We start from the raw sequence: 20,504 nt of genomic DNA, 5'->3' as shown, positions 1-20,504 counted from the left end.
TGTTAGGCAAATCATGGCGGTATAGAGAGCCCTCACTCTTTAGAGTTCCAATCACATGTCTTCCTTTGCCGGTATCGGGTTGAAATTATTTTCAACCTTTCTGTTCGCCATTATGATTGCCATTATCAAGATCCTCTCAGATGAGATTCCTACTGGTGAGATTGTTTTCTCACGTTGTTTCTTTGCGTTGGTGCCCCTCTTTGTCATGAGCCTGTTTCAGGGGAATCTGGCAGATTGTGTGCGAACTCAGCATCCCTGGCGACATGTTTTTCGCTCTTTTGTTGGGGCAGCAGCAATGTTCAACTGGTTTTTGGCCCTTAAATATCTGCCATTGCCTGAAGCCACGGCTATTTCTTTTGCCGCCCCTTTGCTGGTGGTTGCATTGGCTGCAATCTTTTTGGGAGAAACCGTTCGCATTTATCGTTGGAGCGCGGTGGCGATTGGTTTTGTCGGTGTCTTTGTTATTCTCTATCCGCGTTTGCAGGAAAGCCTGAGCTCCAACGCTGGAGCCAGTCAGGATGAGAATGCGTTGTTTGGTGTGATGGCCGCGATGATTGCGACATTCTTGATGTCCGTTGCTTCCATTCTGGTGCGCCGAATGACGAAGACAGAGACGAATGCGTCGATTATTTTCTACTTTTTCGTTGCGACATCGGTGTTCGCACTTGCCAGCCTTCATTGGGGTTGGGTTCTACCGGATCTGCAAACCTTTGCTCTGCTTGTATTGTCCGGTATTTTTGGAGGGGTTGCCCAAATTGCAATGACCCAAGCGTTTCGTTTGGCCGAAGCTTCCCTGCTCGCACCTTTTGATTATTTCAATATGATCTGGGCGCTGTTGATTGGAATCCTGTTTTTTGACGAGTTTCCCAGTCTGGCCGTTATGATCGGTGGTGCAATTGTCGTCAGTGCAGGGCTATTTGTCATTTTGCGAGAGCGCCGTTTGGGGCAACAGAAATGGAGTGATAGAACACTTCGTTCTCATTAGTTGTGTTTGCGAATAGATTCGCATGTTTATGGCGCAGATAGATATGGCAAACTATCTGAATATTACAGAATTATGGAATGGACTGAAATTTGTGGGGATAAAGGCATGTGCTTTTCTCATGGTGCCCGAACGTCATATCAAGATCTGATCAGTTGAAGTCTATTTTCTTTATCTATTTGTTTTTAAATGTTAAAATTTAAATTCTAACATTGGATTCTTCTGTCGAAATAATGCAATATTACGGTAACTACGAAAGTTTTCGTCATGCTGAAACAGAATGACGCAGGTTGGGCTGAAATGTGGCGGAAGTATGCTTGATTTCCGGAAAGCACTTATGGAATTCTTTTCTTAAACTTTGCTTCGGGTAATAGATAAACCGATTGATGTGGAGTTAGGATAGGGAGGTTCTATGAGAAAACAGTCATCTGGGAACTACATACTTGGTAGTGTTGCTGTACTTGTTGGGGCCTGTATCTTTTCAGCTGCAGTCGGATCTGCCCATGCAGGTGCTTTCGCCATTCGAGAGCAAAGTGCTATTGGTCAGGGAACTTCTTTTGCCGGGATGGCTGCGACCTCTGGTGATTTATCGAACATATTCTGGAATCCGGCTACAATTACCGGTGTAGAGGGTACTCAAACTCAATCCGTTTACAGCGTGATCATTCCAAATTCTGAGCTTTCCAATATTCAGACAACAGGTGCTGCAGCTTCTGGTGATCCGGGGCAGGTCGGATTGTCAGCGTTTATTCCCGGGTCCTATGCCAGCATGCAAGTGACTGACGATTTGTTTCTTGGTCTGTCCGTGAATGCACCGTTCGGACTTGCTACCAAGGCACATCATAACTCAGCGACTTCGTTCCATTCGCGTACAGCTGGAATCAAGACCATTGATGTGAAGGCGACTATCGGTTATCGAGTCAACGAAATGCTGAGCTTGGGTATCGGTTTGGGTGCCCAGTATCTTAAGGTTCGAATGAACTCTTTTCCTCTTGCGAGTGCCGGTGCTCATGCCAAGCATGAGTTGAAGGGGGACAGCATAGAACCTAATTTTACTGCTGGTGTGAATTTTACACCGTGGGAGGGGACCGATATCGGCATCGGTTTCCGTTCAGCCGCTTTTCATGTCGTCGATGGAACCGAGGCACTTCCAAACAATACTGTGACCAATGTAACTGCAAAACTATATATGCCGGAGACGGTTAGTTTGGGCATCAGGCATCGCGTGAATGATGCTTTCACTTTGATGGCTGGGGCAGAATGGACCAATTGGAGCCGCATAGGCACATCCGCAATTAATGGATCCTTGGCCAATACTGCTCTCGCTTTGGAATATCAAGATGGATGGTATACATCTGCGGGTATGGAATATGCTTATAATGATAAGCTGACTCTTCGTACCGGTATTGGCTATGAGTTTTCCCCGGTGCAGGATGCCCATCGTAATTTGCGTCTTCCTGATGAGAATCGTTTTTGGGCGAGTGCCGGTTTCTCCTATCAGTGGAATGAGGAATTGGGTTTTGACTTTGGCTATACGCATATTTTTGTAGAGGACGCGGTTGTTCATGCTGAGAAAACAAGTGCTCCTCCATCTTCCTATCGTGCGGATGCAGAGAGTAGAGTGGATATTATCTCAGCTTCCATGCGCTATCAGTGGAAGACCGAACCGATGTTTGCGGGTGACGATCCGATTGTCCGAAAATACTAGGATCTCTTTTCGGGATTTGTAGAAGGGGCCTTTATGGCCCCTTTTTCGTTTCAATGTGGGAAATAACGGTTTGAAGGGGAATATCTTTCACTGTCACAAAAGTGAGACAGGGTGATTTTAAAAAGGCGGCAGAACCGAAAAAGAGATTCTGAGATTCCTAATGTTGGGAGCGCGCCATGAATGCCTCCGTTGATGAAGGGCTCTATCGCCACCGGAGCCTGTTTCTTTCCGATATCCATCTGGGAACCCGTGGCTGTCAGGCTGACTTGTTGCTGGATTTTCTTAAACTTCATGATGCTGACGTGATTTATCTGGTTGGCGATATTGTCGATGGATGGCGTCTGCGGAAAAGCTGGTATTGGCCGCAAAGTCATAACGACGTTGTACAGAAATTGTTGCGCAAGGCGCGTAAGGGTACGCGTATTGTGTATGTTCCGGGCAATCATGACGAGTTTTTACGCAATTATTATGGTGCTCATTTTGGCGGGGTGGAAGTGGTCGAGAAGATCATTCACGAAACGGCAGATGGGCGTCAGATGCTTGTGATCCATGGTGACCAGTTTGACATGGTGGTGCGCCATGCAAAGTGGCTGGCTCATCTCGGTGATTGGGCCTATAGCGTGGCGTTGGGAGTCAATACACTATTGAATCTTGCACGTCGCAAACTTGGTTTTGGTTACTGGTCTTTGTCTGCCTGGGCCAAGCTGAAAGTGAAGAATGCCGTCAATTTTATTGGCACCTATGAGCAAACACTTTCGCAAGAAGCGATCAAACATCAGGTTGATGGCGTGATTTGTGGTCATATTCATCATGCTGAAATTCATCAGAAATTCGGCATTGATTACATGAATACCGGTGACTGGGTGGAAAGCTGTACAGCTCTCATCGAACATGAAAATGGTCAATTTGAACTGATCCGCTGGGGCGAGCAGGAACAGGCTCAGAATTCTGCCACTGTGAAATTATCCTCCAAGGCGGTAGCTTAATGGACTTGTTGATTGTTAGTGATGCTTGGCATCCTCAGGTAAATGGTGTTGTACGTTCTCTTGATCGTCTAGGACAGGAATTGTGCGAAAAGGGATTGGAGATATCCTATCTGACACCACAATCCTTCAGGACGCTTCCTTGTCCAACCTACCCGGAAATTCGTTTGTCTCTGACCCTTGGTCATAAAGTGCGACGCATGATTGAAGAGGCTCAACCGACCTGTTTGCATATCGCAACGGAAGGGCCATTGGGTTTCTGGGCGCGTCGATATTGTCTTGATCGCAAATTGCCATTTTCAACCTCATATCATACCCGTTTTCCGGAATATGTTGCAGCTCGCTGGCCCATTCCAACTGAATGGACCTATTCCTTGCTGCGATGGTTTCACAATGCCGGGCATTGCTGCATGGTTGCAACACCAAGTCTTCATCGTGATCTGGAGGAACGTGGCTTTGAGAATTTGAGCTATTGGAGCCGTGGAGTGGATCTGGATCTGTTCAAGCCGGAGCGCGCCAATGGTAGTTTGACAGGTGACAATCCGCGTTATCTCTATGTTGGGCGTGTTGCGATCGAAAAGAATATCGAGGCTTTCCTCTCATTGGATTTGCCTGGAACAAAAATAGTTGTTGGAGATGGTCCACAAAAAGCGAAATTGGAACAGTCTTTTCCCGACGTGCAGTTTCTGGGCATGAAAGAAGGCGAAGAGCTGGCCGAAATCTACGCGTCCAGCGATGTTTTTGTTTTCCCGTCCAAGACTGACACATTCGGAATTGTTTTGCTGGAGGCCATGGCATCGGGATTGCCGGTGGCTGCCTATCCGGTTATGGGGCCAAAAGATGTGATTGGCGATGCGCCTGTTGGTGTTCTGGATGACGATTTGGGTAAAGCTATTGAGGGAGCATTGAAGCTGGATCGAGATGCTTGCCGTGCCTATGCGGCGGAGTTCAGCTGGACTGCCAGTGCTGAGCAATTTCGTCAGAACATGCTACCCATGTAAGTATAAGTGAATAGGGAACTTGAGTTGAGGAAAGAAGGGATTTAAGACTTATGCTATCCCTCCTTCGACCTCATCCTGGTCCCTTACACGAGTTTTGCCTCATGCCTGATCTCGCAGATATCTTGAACGCCCAGCAAAAGCTGGAAGGCGTTGCCAGTCGTACGCCGCTCTTGTCATTCCCTTCTCTGAACGAGCAATTGGGTGGCCAGGTGTTTTTCAAGGCGGAATGCTTGCAGAGAAAAGGGGCGTTCAAATTCCGTGGTGCTTATAATGCCCTTTGCAATTTGAGCGAAGCAGAGCGAGCAGGCGGGGTTGTCGCCTGTTCATCAGGCAATCATGCGCAAGGCGTTGCTGAGGCTGCACGTCTGTTTGGTGTCGACGCTGCTATCGTGATGCCCCAGGATGCTCCTTCGGTTAAAGTTGAAGGAACCAAAGCGGCTGGCGCGGAAGTTATCTTCTATGATCGCTATAGCGAAGACCGCGAAGCGATTGCCCGAGCATTGTGCGAGGAGCGTGGTGCATGCTTCATCCATCCCTTCAATGATCCCAATATCATGGCCGGGCAGGGGACTTTGGCTCTGGAGATTTCAGAAGATCTGATATCCATGGATCTGGTGCCTGACAAAGTTCTTGTTCCTGTGAGTGGTGGAGGTTTGGCGGCCGGGGTCAGCGTTGCCATCCACGGCAGTTTTCCCGATTGTAAGATCATCGCGTGTGAACCTGTCGGTCATGATGATTTGGCCGCCTCCCTTGAAGTCGGCCAACCTGTTGAAACGGAAAATACCCGTGATGGTGATGAGCCCTCACTATGTGATGCTCTTCTTGCTCCCCAACCGGGAAACCTGACCTTTGAGGTTTTGAAAGATCATGTAAGTAGCGTTGCTACCGCCAACAATAATGATGTACTGCAAGCCATGGCCTTTGCGATGAAACAGATGCATCTGATTGTTGAGCCGGGAGGAGCCATCGGGTTGGCAGCATTGTTAAGTGGGGCTGTTCAGCTGGATGGTGGTGTTGCAGTGGTTATTCTATCTGGTGGTAATGCCGACCCGGAACTGTTGCAGAAAGTCTTGAGGCTTTAGGAAAGATACTGCTTGCAGTTTTGATTCCGAATTTCATCAGATCAATGGGTTCACGTCCTAGATGACCTTTACGACCCAAGCAACAATTTCCAGCAGAATCTGATCGGCAGCTTTATCCAGTGCGATAACACCGGTTTCAGCGCTGCTCAGATTGGCTGGCTGAGTTGCTATGAAAGTGCGCGAGGCTCTGACCCGCCCGTTGCGGTCATTGATGATTTTGACGGCAAGTATTGCTTTTGCCTGCCCTGAGCCCTGATCAATCAAATCAAACTGGCGTATGGTTGCAGAGATCTTGTAATCCACCACGACCCCTTCGCCGGGTTTGGCGACAGAGCGAACAAGGTTGGAGTTCTCAAAGGATTGTATCAGTTTTTCCTGGATGACACGCGGCAGGCGATCACTCCATTGGGCATCACCAAAATAGGTGATTTCTGATCCACTCGGGCGGACGACGATCATCTCACTATCGAGTGACTTTAATGCAGATGGAACAGGAACCAGTATTTGTGCTGAACTTCGACCTCGTACAGAAGAGAAATCTTCAGGAGCTGAGAGATCGTAAGTGGTCAATTCCTTACCGCCCAACCCGGAACAAGCTACCAGGCTGAAGCATAAGCCCAGAATGGAAATCACGTTTTTTGATTTTGGTCCAAACCGCACTGGCCTGCTACTCCACTGAACCTGTCCGCTCTATTGAACGTGTCTGTTATTATCACCCAACTGCATCTAGCTATAGCGGGTCAAGTCAGGTGTGAATAGATAGTTAATGGCGTCGGTTGTAAGTTTTGACCTTATTACCACCAAAAATGAGAGTAGATGGATCGTTTTCCAGTTTTGAGACTGCCGATTCCAATTTGCGAAGAGTTTGACGAGCTTCCCCTACCATGCCTTCTACATCTCGCAAACCCTTGCCAGAGAAGCGAGCAAGGCCGGAAGATATCTCGTCGGCTCTTGATTCGAATTTTTCTGCGACCTTTCGGATGGAGCGCGCTGCCAATGTTGCTTCTTCAATGAGACCTTTGCCACCTTCGCTGTCTCCGAGCAGGTCGTCTGCTTTGCCAAGCAATCCATCAATTTTCCGGGATGCGATATTCAATCGAGAGGAGATTTCGCGTGCGTCCGTGATGATCTGATTGAAATCCTCAGTACGGGCCGCCATGGTTTGGGAGAAATGATTGATATTGGTGCTGGCCTCTTTTGCCTGACCCAATATGATGGTGATATCATCTGATGAATTATCAAGTGATTTTGCAAATGTATTGAGAGATGCAACAGATTGGGTAACCAGCTCAGGATCAATGCTATCTACCAGTTTGTCGACCTTACCAAGGGAATTGGTCAACTGACCGGAGAATTCATTGATATTCTTTGCTGCGGCTGTGGCCTCGGTCACGACATTTTCAAAGCTATCTGACGTTTTTGCTAATCGTTCGGTGAAGACTTCAACATTCTTGACGCTGGTACGAACGCTGTCCGGCTCCACTGCACCAATCAAATTTTCGGCTTTGGTGCTGAGAGTTTCCAGTTTGGCCGACAAACTGGTCAATCCTTTGGCTGCTGAGGAAGCATCGCTCAGGAAGCTGTCGATGTTGCCGGAATTGTTATTGAGAGCAGCCGTAAAAGCTTCGACATTTTCCAGAGAATTATTGATGCGGCTTTCATTGGTTGTCACGACCGATTCCACTTTGGACAAGACGGTGTCTGCACGGGAAAGGATCTGACGAGCACCCGCCATAAGATCTTCAAAGGCAGAATTTTGTGCAATAAGATCGGGTACAGGCGACATGTCGAAGACGCTGGGCAAATTCTGGCTGCCGCCTTTCATCTCCACATATCCAACACCGGTCAGGCCTTGATAGGACAAAATGATCGTGCTGTCCTGTTTTAGCGGAATAGCGGAATCCACGTTCAATTGTGCGATAACATATTTGGGGTTGGTTGGATCATATGTGAGGGTGCGCACTTCACCGACCTTGATGCCATTGAACATGACAAGACCACCCTTGGTCAGGCCTGCGACCGAGCCTGTAAAGCGTACGGTGAGGTTCTGCGTTGGGCGGGTTTCGTCGTAGCGTGCAATCCAGTAGACGAAGCCGAAGCCAATCGCCGTCATGATGAGCGTGAACAGTCCAATGGCAACAAAATTTGCTTTGGTTTCCATCTATTCGCTTCCATCCCATTGTCGTACCGCACGCGTACCGCAGAAATAACGCTTAACCCATGGATGATCGAAAGTCTGTAATTGTGTCATGGTTCCAGATGTCAGGACTTTCTTGTCGCTTAGAACCGCGACTCGATCACAAGCATTGTATAAGCTGTCGAGGTCATGAGTTACCATAAAAACCGTCAGGCCCAAAGATTTTCGAAGGGTCAGGATCAGATCGTCAAAATCGGCAGCCCCAATTGGGTCGAGACCGGAGGTAGGCTCATCCAGAAAGACCAGGGCAGGATCCAGCGCAAGAGCTCTGGCGAGGGCTGCACGTTTGATCATACCGCCTGATAGTTCGGATGGATATTTGTGAGCTGCATCAGGTTTCAAGCCAACCATTTCAATTTTGGAAATGGCCAGCTCGTCCATCAGGCGCTGGGGGAGCGATAGATATTCTCTCATCGGCACCTGGATATTCTGCAAGACAGTCAGAGAGGAAAAGAGAGCACCGTGTTGAAAGAGAACACCCATGCGCTTCTCGATTGAGATTTGCTCCTTGGCGCCAAGCTGGTCCTTGTCATGACCAAACAGAATCAGCTGCCCAGCTTGTCGTTTGTTCAAGCCAAGGATCGTGCGGAGCAAAACTGACTTGCCTGTTCCAGAGGCACCGACGACTCCCAATACCTCGCCGCGAAACACATCAAGATCCAACCCATCAAGGATGAGTTTGCTACCAAAACCGACGGTGATACCACGTGCGGATAGCAAGGCCTGATCGGTGGGGATAGTCAGGGAAGAAGGCTGCTGCATGACGACTATTCCCGATCTAGAATGCAATGGCTGCGAAAAAGATGGCAAAAATACCATCAACCACAACAACCAGAAAGATGGATTTGACCACTGCGGCTGTTGTTCTGCGGCCAAGGCTCTCAGCGCTCCCGCCCACTTGTAGACCTTCAGAGCAGGAAATCAGGGCGATAATAAGTGCCATGAAGGGTGCTTTTATCAGGCCCACCATGAAGGTGTTGATGGCAACCGCATCACGTAACCATGAAATATAAGCGTCGACAGCAATATCCGAGTATGCCCAGAGTAAGACGCCGGCACCAACAAGGCCGGACAGATTGGCGACCAATCCCAGGAGTGGCAGTGAGATAATGAGGGCTAATACCCGGGGAGTAATGAGTACTTCGGTGATTGAGATGCCCATCACCCGCAAGGCATCTATTTCCTCTCGCATTTTCATAGAGCCAATTTCGGCGGTGAATGCACTGCCCGAGCGGCCCGCTACCAAAATGGCCGTGAGCAAGACACCGACTTCACGCAAGACCAAAATCCCCACCAGATCGATAACAAAGGGTTCAGCTCCGAATTTGCGTAATTGATATGCTCCTTGCTGTGCGACAATGGCACCAACCAGAAAGGACATAAGGGCCACTATGGGCACTGCTTTCAATCCCGTCTGGTCGATATGGTGGGTTATCGATGTGATCCGCAGGCGCCGGATATGAAATAAAGCCCCGAGCAAACCTTTTACGACGCCGCCCATCAAATGTGTGAGGATCTGGATGTCGTGATAGATTTCGACGATGTTGCGTCCTGTTGCTGCCAGAAAAGCTGTTACCGTGCTCTCGGATCGAGTTGGTTTTGGTGCTTCGAAATTGGTTTCCGATACGGTCAGGAAGAGAGTGCGTTGTTCACTGCTCAGGTTTTTCAGAGCGTCCTGGGGAAGCTCAAGTGCACGCATCAGACGAATTATAATCCAGGCACCTGTGGTGTCCAGATTGGTCACTGCGGTCATATCGATGGCAACCGGGCGAACAGGATCGTGAAGAACCTCTTCCACCTGTTTGTCAGTTTCGCTTGCTGTTTCGATCGTCCACTGACCCGATAAGGTAAAAAGAGGACCTTCAGGATTTGCAATAATCTCCAATTGCCCCGAACTGGAGCCGTTATTGGAGTTGGCATCCGAAACGGCGAAGGTGCTGGAAGGGCGCGTCATTTAAGATCCGGTCTTTGCTGTCCTGGTCGCATCAGTCTGACTTTGGCTTTGCTGCACGAGTAATGCAGAAGCTCGTGGCAAGGGTGCCTTATCTAAACGCAAATGCCAATCCCGTATGCGCACTTTCCCATCAAGAAAACGGCGCAGTAGAGCGACTTTGGTATCAGTGGCAGGTTTTTGGGCTATTCCTCAATAAATTCTGATGATTGCCCACCAATTTTTTTAATGGAAACCAGTTTTGCCAGCATTATGAGTATCAGTGAGATCAGACAGAGAGCCATCATCAGATAGAATGCATCTCCATGCCATTGTGCAAAGAGTGATCCTGCGATCATGGTGCCTGCCGCCATGAAAAGACCTGACAGCATGGTCAAAAGCCCCTGTGCGGTACCAGATAGATGATCTTCGACAAATTCAGACAAGAAAAACATGGTGCCAAGATGGCTGGCTGCGAAGCTGGCCGCATGCAGAATTTGAAGCAGGAAATAGCCCTCTACGGGTAAATCCAATGGGAAAAGTCCCCAGCGGATAATTCCGCCTATTGCACCTATCGTTAGTAGTCTTGGCCATGTGAGCCAGATGGACAGACGCTTGGAGAAGGTGAAGAAGACAATCTCGAATATGACGGAAACTGCCCACAGGAACCCGATTTGGGTTTCGCCAATGCCAATTTCTTTCCAGAAAATAGAGCCAAATCCATAGAGCAATGAATGGCTGGCTTGAAGAAGTGCTGTCGCTAGCAGAATGATCCAGAACCCGGTTTGTACAAATTGTTTCAGATCTTTCCATTCGAAGGATGCGGTTTTGGCTAGTGTCTTGCCATCTTCAACTCTGGGGTCCATGGGCAATAGAAAGGACAGAAGGGCAGTTATACAATTACCTGACACCAGCATCCAGATGATGGAGCTTTCACTCCATGTGGCGATAATTGTCCCGCCAACCAGATTTGACAGGATAAAAGCTGCAGATCCCCATAGACGCATACGACCATAATCAAGGTTAAGCCTGCGCACTCCTGCCATGGCCAATGAATCAGACACTGGAACGATGGCTGCCTGAAACAGACTGGATAGGATCATGACCATCATTATCCAGACCAGGGAGTTTGAAAGCAAGATGGCGGCGAACGTGAGGAAGTAGAAGAGGCTGTAAATGCGCAACGTCAATCTTCGATCACCGAGCTTATCGGCAAGGCCGCCCATGATGGGAGTGAAGATCACACGGGTGATCAGAGGTATGGTGAGAACCAGACCTATGGCCTGTGGGCTTAATCCGAGATCTTTCAACCAAAGGGAGAAATAGGGAATATAAATCCCCATTGGAATGAAAATACCACCAAAAAAGACCGACATGCGCCAGCTGTAATCTGAATTTCTTTGCATTTGCATTGCGGGTCTACTCAGCAGAAAATAAACTGTGGTTAAGGATTCGCAGGTAGAATCCTGATCAGAGATGCGGGAAATGGCCGAATTCTCGGCCATTGAGATAGGATACGGTCTGAACCATGAGCAAGCCGACACTACCATCGCCTTTGCGGCAAGAGGACTATCTGGCCATTGAAGCTGCGGTTATGGAAACCGCAAGAGGACGATGGTTCTTATCGGAATATGCTCGCAGAAATCGGAACGCTGATACTGATACTCTATTAGGCGCGATTGATAAACTGGAAAAAACGCTTGTTAAAGAGCGTGCCCCGGGGATGGCAGTCGAGCGCTTGAAGATGGATCTGTCAGATATCGCTCAATCCATTGAAAAGACAAAAGAAGAAATTGCTCAGATCAAGCATGAAGATGATGTGGGAACTGAACGCTTCGTACGGGCTTCCAGTGAACTTGATGCCATAGTAACGCAGACAGAGAATGCGACCGGTGAAATTTTGGGCGCAGCAGAGAAGATTCAGGAATATGCCTGGACTTTGCGTGAACAAGGCGCGGATGAGGGGCATTGCGATTCACTGGATGAGCAAGCGACCAATATCTATATGGCCTGCTCCTTCCAGGATTTGACCGGCCAGCGTATTCAGAAAATCGTGGACGCCATGCGCTATGTCGAAAAGCGCGTGAATGCAATGATTGAGATTTGGGGGCTGGAAGAAGGCGAAATCAATGTGGACGCTGGTGCTGTCCGTGAAGATGACCAACGCCCGGATGCCCATTTGTTGAATGGCCCTGCCCTCGAAGGGGAAGGGGTCGATCAAAGCGATGTAGATAATCTTTTTGGTTCTGTTGAGATAGAAAGCGATCCTGCTGGTCAGGACGATGTCGATGCGTTGTTCGACACCGCTGTTTCTGGTGACAACGTGGAAATTGAAGCGGAAGCCGTTGCCATTGATGAAGCAGGTGAAGTCGATTTCGACAGCATCGATTTTGATAGCATCGATCTGGATGAAAATGCAGCTATCGAGAATGTTTCTCCGACTATCGATGAGCAGAGTTTGGATAATGTGGAAGCGTCTAACGAGATGGGCGCTCCCGATGTAGACCATGATGGTGAGGTTGACGGTGTGGCTGACGTTTTTGCTGCTCCGATGGATGTTGCCTCCTCTGAGGAAGTGATTGATGGGGAGCTGGAAGCTGATGTTTTTGCCACCAGTGCCGATGTAGATGAGCCAGTCGGCACTGAAGAGACTGATTCCAGTGAAGACATGTTTGAAACTGTCGCAGGTGGTGATCTGCCAGAAAATGGTGTGATGGAGCGCAGCGAAAACGGTATCGAATTTGTCGAAACGACCGAGTTGGATTGGGCGGACTCCGTCAGCTTGGAAGATTTGGAGGAATCTGACGTCTTTGCTTCCTCTGCATCTACTGAAACCGAGGATAGTCCTTCTGCCGTTTCAAAAGATGGTTTTTCTTCAGCAGATGCAAATGAAGAGGAAAATGCAGAACTGACAGAAATTACTGAGCCTGAGATTAGCGATGAGGCTTTTGCCTCCATGGAAGAGCTTTCGGAAGAGATTTCTACCGAGGCTGAAAATGATCTTGCATTCAGCGAACAAGAAACACCGATTTCTGCACCAGTAGATGAAGATCAGGTCGAGATGCTCGACGATGATCTTGATATGGTGAGTGGAGATGATAACCAGCTCGTTGCCGAGATGCACAAAGTAGCGGCTGAAATGGACCGTGTTGCAACAGAGATGGGGTTGGAAGGAACTACGAAATCTTCTTCCAATGAGACCGCACAGCAGGGCAATCTGGAATTGGAAGCAGAAGAACCAGCACCGTTGCAGAAGCGTGTAACAGATTTTGGATAAACTTCTTCTATAAAACGAAGAGACCTGATCAATCCTCTGTCACCCTTTGTGGCAGGGGATTTTTTGTGCCTGTTTGTAATTGGCAATATCAATGTATGACAATAAAAAAGGAAGCCAATGGCTTCCTTTTTTAGATCTTGCTCGATGATACCCTGAACGCATTCCTGTTCGAAAACCGCATGCACTGTTCGGAAAATATGCTTTAGCCGAGGCGGCCGGAAGCATGGGCCAGCATCGTATAAACCTTTCCGGTCTCGGATGTCAGATATCCCATGGTTGCTGTACCGTCACGGTCCTTGCGGGTGATGTCATCCAGAATTCGCTCGAAGTCGCCGATATAGCGATTCACGGTGGTCCGGAAATCATTATCTCTCTGATAACGCATGCGAACATCTTCAAAAGTCTGCTGCCCTTTCAGAGTATAAAGACGACGAGTGAAACTTCCTGCCTCGCCACGGCGATAGCCTTCCCAAGCCATGGTCTGGTTGGTCGCATCAATGCCGCGTACGATATCTTTGCTCAATGGAGCCAATATTGCAGCGTCACCTGGTTGTGGCATGGCATCTTCTGGTTGGGAAGAAGCGCGACGCAGCAAATCAGACACCCAGCCACTACGTTCCTCGGATTCCATCGAGTTCTGTGGTGCATATGGGCTTGGGCTGGATGCAATATGGCTATCCTGCAATGGTGGTTGTGATTGCGATTGCTGGATTGGCGGGATCGATGGAGCAGAGCGATTGCTTTGACTGACCGGAGGCAGGGATGAACGCTGTTTTGGAGCGTGATCACTTGGCACCGTATCAAAGTTGTTGCCGTGCCGCTGAACGATTCGGGATAGCTCTTTCAGAGCATCTATCTGTTCGGTAACGACACGACGCATTGCACCAGTTGCTTCCTTGGTTTCCTGTGGCAAATCGGCAAGACCATGCTTGAGTTCAGAACGTGTTGTATCGAGATCACGTCTGATATCCTGCGTGATGGTGCGGATATCAGTTGTTGCCTGTTCGAAACGGTTATTGGCGTCCGAAATGGTCTGGTTCATTTCTTCTGCCATTTCGAGCTGAGCAGCACGCACTGTTTCTGCTGCGCGGCGGCCCTCGGTGGCAGCATTGATGCGCAGCTGTTCCAGCTGATCCATCACATCTTTTGTAACCCCTTCGGTGCTCTGGCTGAGCAACATGCCGACATCGCGAGCCCGACCTTCAGCGGTGTTGAGCGTGGAGCCGATCATATTGGTGAAGTTGTTCAATACCTGCTCAATCGCCTCGGTACGACCAGAAAGTTCTTCTGTAAGGGCGGAGAGGGCGGCTTGTCGCTCCTCTACGCTGCCTTGCAGACGACTGCCGGTGCTTTCCATGAAGCGGGTTGTGTTGGCCAGGGCAGATGCCTGCTCTTCGAATTTCTCGGTCAGAGTGGAAACTTGACCAAGAATATCAGTTGAGACAGAGCGCAGGTCCTGAACATTGCCGGTCAGTTGGTTGGCAGAAGCGCCAGCCTTGTCTGTGACATTTTCAACCACTTCGCGGAACTGATTGGTCTGATTGGACAGGCTTGCCTCAATAGTGGAGAGAGAGCGTCCTGCATTGATCAGCAATTCCTGCAAGGTGTCATTGGCATTTTTCAGGCGGTCAACAATTTCGGTACCATCCGAGCGAAGGAGCTCATTGGTGGAGCTGAGAGATTGCGCCGCATCTTCGGTGGAAGTCTGAATTGATTGAACCAGACGCTTATTGGAATTGTCCAGATTGACGATGGCATCATGGCTGCTTTGAGCAATCGCTTTGACAAGATTGGAAGAAGACCCTTCCAGAGCAGTCCGTGCCTGATCCGTGCTGATGGTGAAGGCTTCTGCTGCACGCTCGGAGCTTGCTGAGACTGCTTCTGCAACAGATTGGCTGGTCTCTGCCAGTTTTTCGACTGCACGGGAGCTGTTCTCGGTGATCGCTTCAATGAGGTTTTCACCAGTTTGTGCCAAGGTTTGGGAAGCTCGCTGGCTTTCCACCGCAAAGCTCTGGGTAAGCTCCCCACCAGTGGCGGACAGGCTATGCAAAATGCTTTCGCCAGCTCGCTGGAATGTAGAGCTGATGGCATCGGAACGACTGTCCAGAGCCTGAATAACAGAATTGCCTTTTTCATCCAGAATGGCTGAAAGTTCCTGAGAACGAGCACCAAGTACCGCGTTGAAGTTCTCGGTCTTGGATGTGATCTCATCGCTTGCGGTTGTCAAGGTAGAGGCGAGGGAGTCGCGAGCCTTGGCACTTTCAGACGCAAAGTTGGTAGAGATTGCCTGCATGCGATCATTGAGAATAGCTTCAATCTGGGCGGAACGGCTATCCAGAGTTTCAGCCACTTCAAAGACCTTGCTGCCAAGCGAGACATTGATCTCGGCCACGCGGTCGGACAAGGTTTCCGTCAGATCATGAGCCTGGCGTGACAGGGTCTCGCCAACCATGGTGAGACGCTGATCCATGGTCTCGGTGATGTCTTCCTGACCCTTGGAGTAGGCGGAGGCCAGATCACGGGTGCGCTCAAGCAGTGTTTCATTGATTTGACGAGCGCGGTTATCCAGAGTGTCATCCAGACGATTGGCGCGTTCATCCAAAGTGGTATTCAAAACGTCGGCTTTGGAGGCAAAGGTCTGGGTCAGGTTGGTGACGTTCTCTTCGAAGCTGCCAAGACGCTTGGAAATATCCTGTTCGAACTCGGACGTGCTGGAGGTCAGGGCTCCGGCTACTTCCTGAGCTTTTGCACTTACGCTGACAGAGAACCCTTCCAGTCGGGTGTCCAGCATGGTTTCGATGTCGCCAGCACGCTGGAAAAGGGTCTCGTCCAGAGTGTTGATGCGTTTGTCAACTGAGCTGGTCAGGTTGTCAAGGCGATCCCCCAGATGAGAGATGAGATTGTTGCCTTTTCCTTCTATGACTTCATCAAAGGCCTGCAGGCGCTCTTCCATTGCTGTGCGAATGCTCTCACTTTTGCCATCCAGAGCGTTGGAGAGTTCGTTGCCAGCCATCTCAAACAGCTCTTTAACCTTGCCACCACGTTGTGCAATGACCTTGGCGATTTCAGTGCCGACCATGGCCATGCGCTCTGTGACTTCAAGAGAACGGCTGTTGAGGGCTTCGGAAGCCTTGTTGGCTGCGTCATCAAGCTGGCCGGCAAAGCTGGCCGAATGCTCATCCAGCAAATTGCCCATCTTGCCGGATTTTTCATCCAGCAAGGAGCCCATCTCAGAAGTGCGCTCTTCGAGCATTTTATTGAGAGAGCCACCTTTGACTGCAACAGTGTCGTGGATGCGCTCAGATGTTGCATCCAGACGTTCGGTCAGCTCGCCACCACGATTTGTAATAATCTCGGCGATGCGAGTGCCGGTTTCGTCGAGTTTTTCGTTGATTTCGGTGCCACGCAGAGACAAGTCCACCAAGAGGCTGTCCCCGGTTCCTTTGAGAGACTCGGATACCGCAGTGGACTGTTCTGTGATGGTTGTGACGATTTCGGTGCCCTGACTCTTGATGCTTGCTGCAACGGCAGAACCGGTCTCTGACATGGATTGGGTCATGTCGGAGCTGATATTGGTCAGGGTTGAGGTCACAGTCGAACCAATGGTGGTCAGATCTTCTGTCAGTTTGTCGCCGGTCTGAGCCATGGAATTGGTCATCTCGGAGGAGATTTCGCTCAAGCTGCCAGTAACTTTGGTGCCGATGTCTTTCAGCTCGCCGGTCAATTGCCCACCAGTAGAGGCCAGTTTGCCTGTAACGTCTTCACCAATGGTTTGCAGATTGGAGTTCATCTCCGCTCCCACAGTGGAGATGTTCTCGGTTACGGTTGCGCCGGTGTTGGACAAGGTACTGGTCAGTTCCTGACCCGCAGAAATGAAGCGATCGGTTACTTCATTACCGATGGAAGCCAACTGACCGGTCAGATCACTGCCGGTGGTTTCCAGGCGATGGGAAATATCCGTACCAGACACATTCAGCTGATCGGTGATGGATTGACCCGCATTGGTCAGTGAGTCGGTTACATTTGCGCCGGTATTGGACAAGCGATCTACCAGATCCGAGCCACGGTTGGAAAGAACATTGACCATGGTCTCGCCTGCATTGGCCAGAGCGATCGTGATCTGCTCGCCTTTTTCAGCCAGAGACAATGTCACGCGCGAACCAGCATCGGAAACGCTTTTGGAAATGGATTCGCTGGTTGTATTCAGTTCATCGGATAGATTGGTGTGTGCGCCATTGATGGAAGCACGCACTCGCTCGGAATTTGTAACGATGGCTTCGCGCTGGGTGATCAGCTCTTCGATCAGGGAGCGAATGCGCAGTTCGTTTTCGTTGTAGGCGCGTTCAAGCGAAGAAACTTCGTTATGCACCATCACTTCCAACTCGGAAGCCCGCGCCAAAGCACGCTCGATACCGTCGCTCATGGAGGCTACTTCGCGGCGGATGGCCTGGCCGACATTGACCACGGATTCCTTGGCAACATCTTCCGGCTCGACCAGACGCATGGCGACTTCGGCCATGGTGTGAGAAACGTGGCGCATTTCCTGGGCCCGCACGATCATGTAGGCCATGGTGAAAAACAGAATGACAGGCAAGAAAATTCCGGCAAGAGAGGCGAGTGCAGTGGGGGATTGCAAAATACCGGAAAAATTGCCTGAAGACAGAGCGTCTGCGCCAAAAGACAGATAGAAGGCGCTACCGCCAAGACCAATCCACAATGCGGCAAGAACAAAAGCGATCCAGTAAGGTGTACCTGACGGAGCCTGACGCAAGGAATAGAGCAGATTGCCAACAGATTGGCGATCATCATTTGCAGGTGCCGGACGTGTTTTGCTGGCTTTGCCGGATGATGGTGGAGCAATAGCGGGCTCTCTGGACGCTTTCAGACTATCCTGAGCAGCTTTTTTATCCGACTCTTGCCGGGCTGCCTCGGTGGGAGATTTATCCGCACCACTTTCCTCTTCGCCAACATCGAAATCCAACTTGAGTGCATCCTCTACCGCTGACAATGCAGCTTCAGTTGGATCCTGAATTTTAGGAGACTTGTTTGCCATATCCGTCACGCCCCATTTCCTACTCGTTACACGTTGTCACAAGTCTGACCTAAATCCAGATAAGGGATGATTGCTGAATTCAAACATCCTGTCTTAATCTGGGGTGCCTCATAGGTCATTTGCAACTGCGCTGTTTGCAGACATGGTGCCATCAGATGATGGTATCGATGTCAAAAACGAACAGCGAATGCTGGCAGGTGAAATGTCCAAATAGACTGCTGCGGATCGGCTGGATGAAATCATGGTCCATCATGCAGAAACGCGGCGGGAATCTGGACAGCTTCCATCTTCCACCGGCATCACTGCATGGTAACCGGGTTGGAAATGCAAAGGAACAAGAAATTTCCGATATTTGGCTCCTTTTCTTCAGACATTGATGATGGTTGCCAAATGGGACGATTGGGCCCGATCAGAGGTTGGTAGCTAAGCGTTTGAATCTCATGTCATAAACGTCTGAGGTCGTTAACCAATCCCGTTTACCAAACCTGATTTGTGGGTGATGCATTTTTTTCGGGAAACTTTTGCTTTTTGGAGGGATTATGGTTAACAGAAATGTCAAAGTTGATTGAGTATGTGTTTTCGGACAACTGGACCAAAACGACGCCTTGGGGTTTTGTGTGGCTTGCGATGAAATTGGAATTGATATGAGTGATGTGATTGATGTGATTGATTGGGCTCACTTGGAGCGGCAAACCATGGGGGAGGCGGAGATTGCCAGAGATGTGCTGCAACTGTTTGTGCAACATCTTGATGAAGCTCTTCAATATATGACAATCGAAGATGTCGAGCTTGCAGCAAAAGTACATAAACTCAAGGGATCGGCACGTGGTGTTGGCGCGTGGAATGTTGCCGAGATTGCAGATCGATTTGTTCAGTCACAAGCAGATGTTACAGTCGATCTGGAAGATTTGAAGCTAGCGATGCGAGTGGCCAAAGGGGCTGCTTTGAACAAGTTGAGCAGTTTTTAACAATAAACAAGTGCTATGGATCCGCTTCGGTAAGCTTGCCTACGGAAAAATACGCTCCCATGCTTTTCGTTTGGCGAAAAGTCCTTTATAGCCATGATGAGACCATAAATTCCCCTGCTGGAAACAGATGGAGAGGACCATTTCCATCCATCACTTGGGGGCACGGATTAAGGTGAGAGTATTTGGATGCCGAAGATTACCTTTATTGCCTTTGACGAGACCAAGTATGAGGTAGACACTCCCAATGGGACCTCTGTCATGGAAGCTGCTGTCAAAAATGGCGTACCTGGAATTGAAGCCGAGTGTGGCGGTGCCTGTGCTTGTGCGACCTGTCATGTCTATGTGGATGAGGACTGGCAAGCCAAAAGCGGCGATCCTGATGCTATGGAAGAGGATATGCTGGATTTTGCTCAGGATGCCGAGCCAAATAGCCGTCTGTCCTGCCAGGTGCAGATGAGCGATGATCTGGATGGTATCGTAATTCGTATTCCGGAATTCCAAGCCTGACCAATCAGATAAAATTTGAGTTTGAAAACCTCGTCACTTGTTAGGGCGGGGTTTTCTTTTGTCTCGGATAGGGTGAATGCGACTTTGTCTCTTTTCTCTCGAGGATTGATCGGTAATCCTGATGGGGCAGGCGGTAGGAGAAGATGTGATGGAGCGTGAAGAGTTGAGGCTGCGAGAGTGCCTTGAGCGTGGTAGCAATCGTTTGGTTCGGGTAATGCCGCGGGCCGTGGATCTTGTTTGCGGGATGAAAATTGTGTCCCGGCAACGACAAAGGATTGTGCCGTTTGCGCAAGGGGATGTGGTTGAAATCGGCTTTGGTTCCGGTCTCAACTTGGCACATTATGATTGGGATCAAGTGCGATCGGTGACGGGGATCAATCCAGATGATGGTCTGCCAAGGCTCGGATGGAAGGCTATCGCACAGCAGGAAAAGCCGATAGAATTGCTGGTAGAGAGTGCCGAGGCCATGTCGCTGCCAGATCAAGTTGCAGATAGCGTTGTTGTGACCTACAGCCTTTGTTCCATCCCTGATGTTGACGTGGCGCTATCGGAAGCGAGACGGATCTTAAAGCCAAATGGCAAATTGTTCTTTTGTGAGCATGGCCTGTCATCCCGACCTTTGGTCGCAAGCCTACAGCATAGTTTGACACCGCCTTGGCGCTGGATGGCCTCAGGCTGTCATCTGAATCGTGATGTTGGCGCATTGGTGCGGGGCGCCGGGTTTGAGCTGGAAACTTATGACATTTATGATCTGGGATTTGGATCCCGTATTTTCGGGACCCATCATGTGGGAGTGGCGGTGAAGAGCTAATGATG

At 49.6% G+C, this 20,504-nt stretch carries 15 protein-coding genes; 9 read left to right on the top strand and 6 right to left on the bottom strand.

Going from position 1 to position 20,504, the window contains the following annotated elements:
* The first annotated feature begins 55 nt into the window (after positions 1-55).
* The 5 genes from CRO57_RS09360 (at position 56) to CRO57_RS09340 (ending at position 5,756) form a co-directional block, all read left to right on the top strand.
* A complete protein-coding gene (locus tag CRO57_RS09360) occupies positions 56-985 on the top strand; it encodes a DMT family transporter (protein WP_097152986.1) in 930 nt (309 codons plus the stop codon).
* Positions 986-1,394: 409 nt separating this feature from the next.
* A complete protein-coding gene (locus CRO57_RS09355; RefSeq protein ID WP_097152985.1) occupies positions 1,395-2,690 on the top strand; it encodes an OmpP1/FadL family transporter in 1,296 nt (431 codons plus the stop codon).
* A gap of 176 nt (positions 2,691-2,866) precedes the next feature.
* The gene (locus CRO57_RS09350; protein ID WP_097152984.1) at positions 2,867-3,676 is read left to right on the top strand and encodes a UDP-2,3-diacylglucosamine diphosphatase; all 810 of its coding nucleotides are present in this window, start codon (positions 2,867-2,869) and stop codon (positions 3,674-3,676) included.
* Positions 3,676-4,674, top strand: a complete 999-nt coding sequence (locus CRO57_RS09345) for a glycosyltransferase family 4 protein (protein WP_097152983.1) — start codon at positions 3,676-3,678, stop codon at positions 4,672-4,674. The genes CRO57_RS09350 and CRO57_RS09345 overlap by 1 nt, the downstream gene beginning before the upstream one ends.
* Before the next feature lie 101 nt (positions 4,675-4,775).
* A complete protein-coding gene (locus CRO57_RS09340) occupies positions 4,776-5,756 on the top strand; it encodes a threonine ammonia-lyase (RefSeq protein WP_097152982.1) in 981 nt (326 codons plus the stop codon).
* A gap of 57 nt (positions 5,757-5,813) precedes the next feature.
* On the opposite strand, the gene CRO57_RS09335 is transcribed toward CRO57_RS09340, so the two are convergent.
* The 5 genes from CRO57_RS09335 to CRO57_RS09315 form a co-directional block, all read right to left on the bottom strand.
* Positions 5,814-6,416: an ABC-type transport auxiliary lipoprotein family protein gene (locus CRO57_RS09335; protein WP_097152981.1), complete on the bottom strand. Its 603-nt coding sequence runs from the start codon at positions 6,414-6,416 to the stop codon at positions 5,814-5,816.
* Positions 6,417-6,519: 103 nt separating this feature from the next.
* A complete protein-coding gene (locus CRO57_RS09330) occupies positions 6,520-7,917 on the bottom strand; it encodes an MlaD family protein (protein ID WP_097152980.1) in 1,398 nt (465 codons plus the stop codon).
* Positions 7,918-8,742 (bottom strand): ABC transporter ATP-binding protein, encoded by an 825-nt coding sequence (locus tag CRO57_RS09325; RefSeq protein WP_425291277.1) that lies wholly within the window; start codon positions 8,740-8,742, stop codon positions 7,918-7,920.
* Positions 8,732-9,907 (bottom strand): MlaE family lipid ABC transporter permease subunit, encoded by a 1,176-nt coding sequence (locus tag CRO57_RS09320; protein WP_097152978.1) that lies wholly within the window; start codon positions 9,905-9,907, stop codon positions 8,732-8,734. The genes CRO57_RS09325 and CRO57_RS09320 overlap by 11 nt, the downstream gene beginning before the upstream one ends.
* 182 nt (positions 9,908-10,089) lie before the next feature.
* Entirely contained in the window at positions 10,090-11,295 is a 1,206-nt protein-coding gene (locus CRO57_RS09315; protein WP_170956006.1) for an MFS transporter, read from the bottom strand.
* A gap of 116 nt (positions 11,296-11,411) precedes the next feature.
* On the opposite strand from CRO57_RS09315, the gene CRO57_RS09310 reads away from it, so the two are divergent.
* Positions 11,412-13,160 (top strand): protein phosphatase CheZ, encoded by a 1,749-nt coding sequence (locus tag CRO57_RS09310; RefSeq protein WP_097152976.1) that lies wholly within the window; start codon positions 11,412-11,414, stop codon positions 13,158-13,160.
* Between the two features lie 202 nt (positions 13,161-13,362).
* Here the strand turns inward: CRO57_RS09310 and CRO57_RS09305 are convergent, their stop codons facing one another.
* Positions 13,363-18,213 (bottom strand): apolipoprotein A-IV repeat region-like domain-containing protein, encoded by a 4,851-nt coding sequence (locus CRO57_RS09305; protein ID WP_097152975.1) that lies wholly within the window; start codon positions 18,211-18,213, stop codon positions 13,363-13,365.
* Positions 18,214-18,857: 644 nt separating this feature from the next.
* On the opposite strand from CRO57_RS09305, the gene CRO57_RS09300 reads away from it, so the two are divergent.
* The 3 genes from CRO57_RS09300 to CRO57_RS09290 all read left to right on the top strand — a co-directional run bounded on the left by CRO57_RS09300 (position 18,858) and on the right by CRO57_RS09290 (position 20,499).
* Positions 18,858-19,181, top strand: a complete 324-nt coding sequence (locus tag CRO57_RS09300) for an Hpt domain-containing protein (RefSeq protein ID WP_097152974.1) — start codon at positions 18,858-18,860, stop codon at positions 19,179-19,181.
* Between the two features lie 186 nt (positions 19,182-19,367).
* The gene (locus tag CRO57_RS09295; RefSeq protein WP_097152973.1) at positions 19,368-19,688 is read left to right on the top strand and encodes a 2Fe-2S iron-sulfur cluster-binding protein; all 321 of its coding nucleotides are present in this window, start codon (positions 19,368-19,370) and stop codon (positions 19,686-19,688) included.
* 148 nt (positions 19,689-19,836) lie between these two features.
* Positions 19,837-20,499, top strand: a complete 663-nt coding sequence (locus CRO57_RS09290) for a class I SAM-dependent methyltransferase (RefSeq protein ID WP_244580067.1) — start codon at positions 19,837-19,839, stop codon at positions 20,497-20,499.
* The last annotated feature ends 5 nt before the right edge of the window (positions 20,500-20,504 follow it).

The sequence above is a fragment of the Cohaesibacter gelatinilyticus genome (genome assembly GCF_900215605.1).
In the GTDB taxonomy this organism is placed as follows: domain Bacteria; phylum Pseudomonadota; class Alphaproteobacteria; order Rhizobiales; family Cohaesibacteraceae; genus Cohaesibacter; species Cohaesibacter gelatinilyticus.
This window is presented reverse-complemented; position numbering and strand designations above follow the sequence as displayed.